The following is a 3,925-nucleotide window of genomic DNA, read 5'->3' on the forward strand; positions in this document are numbered from 1 at the left end:
GTCCGGTCAGCTCAGCAGTACCCGAATGCGGGATCACGGTGCCGAACGTTGTCTGGTCGGCGCCGTCGGCCACACCGCCATGTTGAATCACGAACGTCCCGCGCCGGCCGTCCAGAGTCGCGTGGATACGTTCCGAGGCAACGTAACCGGCACCTTCGGGCCCCTGGGCCGTAAGAACGTCCGCGACCCCGGTACCGTCCAGGGCGCCTCGATAGGTCTTGCGAATCACGACCCTGGTCAATTTCGGGCCTTCGTCTGGCTCGTCATAGGGAACTTCATCCCAGCTGTCGATGTCGAACTCGGCGTCGACTGTTCGTTGCGTCGTGGTGTCAGCCATGAGGACAAAGAATGCCAGACCGGACTGACAACCTGTGACGGCACTGCAGCGTCCGCACGCGGATCGGCGCCCGATGTCATCTCAGGTCCTCTGTGCCTCGTGGCGGAGTCTCAGTCGCCGATGTAGCCGGTCTCGGGGTTGATCTGACTGAGGAAGTCGCGGATCGACTCCCGATGCTCGTCAATCGTGTTCGGCTGGAGCGGGGCGGATGGAGCGTTCGGTCCGGATTCCCAGTCACAGTCGCAGGCGCCTGGTTCCTCTGGACGTAGCGTCACCGTGAAGACCTCGCCATCGACCGTCAGCGTGAACGACCCGTCGTCAGCCGTCGGTCGGCTGCCACCTGCGGACTCGTCGTGATTCTCGGTACGCATGAACGCATCTTCACATGCGCCGAGCTTGTGGTCAGGCGCGCTGTGGTGGGCTATGGGGCGTCTTGTCGAGTGCCGGTAGACGGCGGGGCAGATGAGCAGTGTCGACAACCGGTCGGGTCGGTGGGCAGGAAATAGGTTGGACGGGGTTCGGTTCAGGTTGATAGCGTGCGCGAGACCGTGACGTCACGCGAGGAGGTGAGACCCATGAACGCAATAACCATGTGGGTGCTCCCACTCGTGTTCACGGTTCGGCGATTGACGTAGGTGTCGTCGGGAGCGCCTCGACAACACGGCAATCCCGAAAGGCAACACCATGCACTTCACCTCTGAGACATCGTCGAACGGTGTCATCGAACGCAATTTCACTCTGGATGAGATCACCGGCGTGCTCTGGTCGCCCACATCCGGAGCCCTTGGCGCACCGCTGCTGCTGTCGGGGCACTCCGGCGGCATGCACAAGAAGGCGCCGGGGCTGGTAGCCAGTGCACTCCGCTGCGTGACCACCTATGGGTTCACCGTCGCCGCCATCGACGCGCCCGGACATGGCGACCGGCCGCGAAGCCTTCAGGATCAACGGTGGGCCGAGGCGATCCATCAGGCCCGGGCGGCGATCGAGCCGATCGCCCCGATCGTCATCGACTACAACATGTCGCTGGCGGAGCGTGCGGTGCCGGAATGGCAGGCGACCCTGGACGCCCTGCAGTCGCTGCCCGAGATCGGCGCCGAAGCGCCGATCGGCTACGGCGGGGTGAATTTGGGCGTCGTGACCGGGCTGATGCTGACGGCGGTCGAATCCCGGATCGCTGCCGTGAGCTTCGGTGGGGTTTACGTACACGACGCTCTGATCGAGGCGGCAAGGAAGATCACCGTCCCGGTCGAGTACCGGATTCCGTGGGACGAGGACGAAATCGACCACACCTCTGCGGTGGCGTTGTTCGACGCCTTCGCCTCGAGGGAAAAGACACTGCACGCCCACCCTGGCAGGCACAACCAGGTGCCCGAATACGAGCGCGACAGTTCGGCCCGGTTCTTCGCCCGCCACCTCGGACGAGCCGTCGACACGGCTTCGGACTGACGTGGACGGTATCGGCGTCCGGCCCGGCGCCGGACGCCGATACCGCCATTTCCACGATCCTGCCGGCCGGATCAGAACAGCGTGTCGCCACCGACTCGTCATTCTGGCCGACCATCGAAATCGGCCGACCACCACCTCAGCCCGAGGCCCGCTCGCCGAGCATGCGTCGGTGCGCAAGTGCCACGACAAGCCCCACCCCGAGCAGACCACCGCACCGCCGGGTCCGCCGCAGCCTGCCCGCCGTGACACCGCGGTTGGAGGTGACTCCGAAACCGCATGTTCCTGCATCACGAGCGTCGGTGTGAAACACGGTCAAACCCGCACCACCGCACGGTGATACGGGTAGCCGTGACACACGTCTACCTCCCGCACCTGCCACGCCAGTGGCAGATAGTATGAGATCTGCGTAGACGCTTGGACGAGGTGGTTGCCGATTCACACGGCCCCCTCGGCCCGACCATCCAGCGTGATGCGCACATACGAAAGGGAATCGCTGATGACCGTCCGCACCGTGAACACAGAGGCAGGGCGACTCTCCGGTGACCACGCCGACGGGGTCACCCGATTCCTGGGAATCCCCTACGCGGCAGCTCCAGCGGGCGAACGCCGATTCGCATCCCCTGGCCCTACCGAACGATGGGCAGGGACCAGGAACGCCACCGGTTACGGCGCTACCGCACCCCAGCCGCCATTGCACCCCGCTCATGCGAATCTGGCACCGCTGATCGGGCCCGGATGGGTCACCGGAGACGGCGACTACCTCAATCTCAACGTCTGGACACCCGACCCCGGCGCGAGCGGGCTTCCGGTGATGGTCTACGTCCACGGCGGCGGGTTCATGATCGGCTCGGGCGCCGCCCCCGCCTTCGACGGCACCTCGTTCGCGCGCGACGGCGTCATCCTGGTCACTGTCAACTACCGACTCGGGGCGGAGGGCTTCCTCGCACTGCCCGGTGAGATCACGAACATTGGATTGCGCGATCAGATCGCAGCACTGCGCTGGGTTCGCGACAACATCGCCGGGTTCGGCGGGAACCCGGACAACGTCACCGTCTTCGGCGAATCGGCCGGCGGCTCCTCGGTCGCGTTCCTGCTGCACTCCCCGCTGGCCGCCGGACTGTTCCAGCGAGCGATCGTCCAGAGCGGACACGACGAGATGGCCCGCCGGCTCGACATCGCCGAAGAACTCACGAAGGCACTCGCCGACCGGCTTGGAACCTCACCGACCACAGACGCATTCCGAGCATTCTCTGCCCCCGACCTGTTGCGCGCGCAGGCAGCTCTGCTCAGAAACGAACCCCGCCCCGACCTGCGCGACGACAACGGCGTCGACCCAGGCCACCGTCGTGCGCTGTTCCTCCCCACCACGGGTGACGACGTCCTCCCCGACCCGGTCGGAGTCCCGAACACACACTCGCGGGGCGTCGACCTGTTGATCGGCACAACACTCGAGGAAGCCAACCTCGGTTTCGGTGCCGACGAGTTCGCCGCCTTCGACGCGCATGACGCCGTAGCCGAGCTGGCCGCCACCTACCCTGATGCCGAAGCGCTCCTCGAACGACACGGTCTACACGACCCGGCCGTCACCCCCGCGCACGCACTCACAGCCGCCTTTACAGACCTGATGTTCCGATCACCGAGCCGCCGCACCGCGCGCCGCCACCCAGGCCCCACCTACGTCTACGAATTCGCATGGCGATCACCACTGCACGGCGCCGCACACGGCCTCGACGTCCCCTTCGTCTTCGACACCACACAAGCATGCCGCGGCCTCGTCGGCGACGCCGCACCCGGCGCCCTCACCCACGCGATGCACCAAACCTGGCTCGACTTCGCGACCCACGGAGATCCCGGCTGGCCCACCTACGACGACGCCAGAATAGCGATGAGGTTCGATGCCAGCCCACACCTCTGCGAGGACACCGCTCCCGACGACACCGGCGCCGAATACCTGCCGTACACCTCCACAAACCGCAGCTCCGCGCACGGGCGAGCATGAGAAACCCGCTCCCAATTTCGGCGCTTGACGAATATAGGACCGTCGCACGAGGTGCGCAGCTTGTGCTGACGGGCAACGCAGTTCATTGCACCCACCCGTCCCAGCATCGCATCGGCACAACAACAATTGGAGGATGGATCCCA

At 65.6% G+C, this 3,925-nt stretch carries 4 protein-coding genes; 2 read left to right on the forward strand and 2 right to left on the reverse strand.

The window, feature by feature from the left end; genetic code table 11:
• Together AZG88_RS35325 and AZG88_RS35330 are read right to left on the reverse strand one after the other, a co-directional pair.
• Positions 1–337, reverse strand: a 337-nt coding sequence (locus AZG88_RS35325; protein ID WP_061700410.1) for a DUF3224 domain-containing protein, incomplete at its 3' end; no start/stop codon positions are given.
• Between the two features lie 110 nt (positions 338–447).
• A complete protein-coding gene (locus AZG88_RS35330; protein WP_005242069.1) occupies positions 448–708 on the reverse strand; it encodes a hypothetical protein in 261 nt (86 codons plus the stop codon).
• A 313-nt stretch (positions 709–1,021) separates the two neighbouring features.
• On the opposite strand from AZG88_RS35330, the gene AZG88_RS35335 reads away from it, so the two are divergent.
• On the forward strand, positions 1,022–1,783 hold the full coding sequence (locus tag AZG88_RS35335; protein WP_005242072.1) for a hypothetical protein: 762 nt from the start codon (positions 1,022–1,024) through the stop codon (positions 1,781–1,783).
• Between the two features lie 511 nt (positions 1,784–2,294).
• Positions 2,295–3,782, forward strand: coding sequence for a carboxylesterase/lipase family protein (locus tag AZG88_RS35345; protein WP_231914301.1), 1,488 nt, complete (start codon positions 2,295–2,297; stop codon positions 3,780–3,782).
• Positions 3,783–3,925 lie beyond the last annotated feature (143 nt).

This window comes from Rhodococcus sp. LB1 (genome assembly GCF_001583455.1).
Taxonomy (GTDB): domain Bacteria; phylum Actinomycetota; class Actinomycetes; order Mycobacteriales; family Mycobacteriaceae; genus Rhodococcus_F; species Rhodococcus_F opacus.

Excerpts from the sequence above, each read along its gene's own strand:
- AZG88_RS35330 (WP_005242069.1), bottom strand. The coding sequence starts at position 708 with ATGCGTACCGAGAATCACGACGAGTCCGCAGGTGGCAGCCGACCGACG.
- AZG88_RS35335 (WP_005242072.1), top strand. The coding sequence starts at position 1,022 with ATGCACTTCACCTCTGAGACATCGTCGAACGGTGTCATCGAACGCAAT.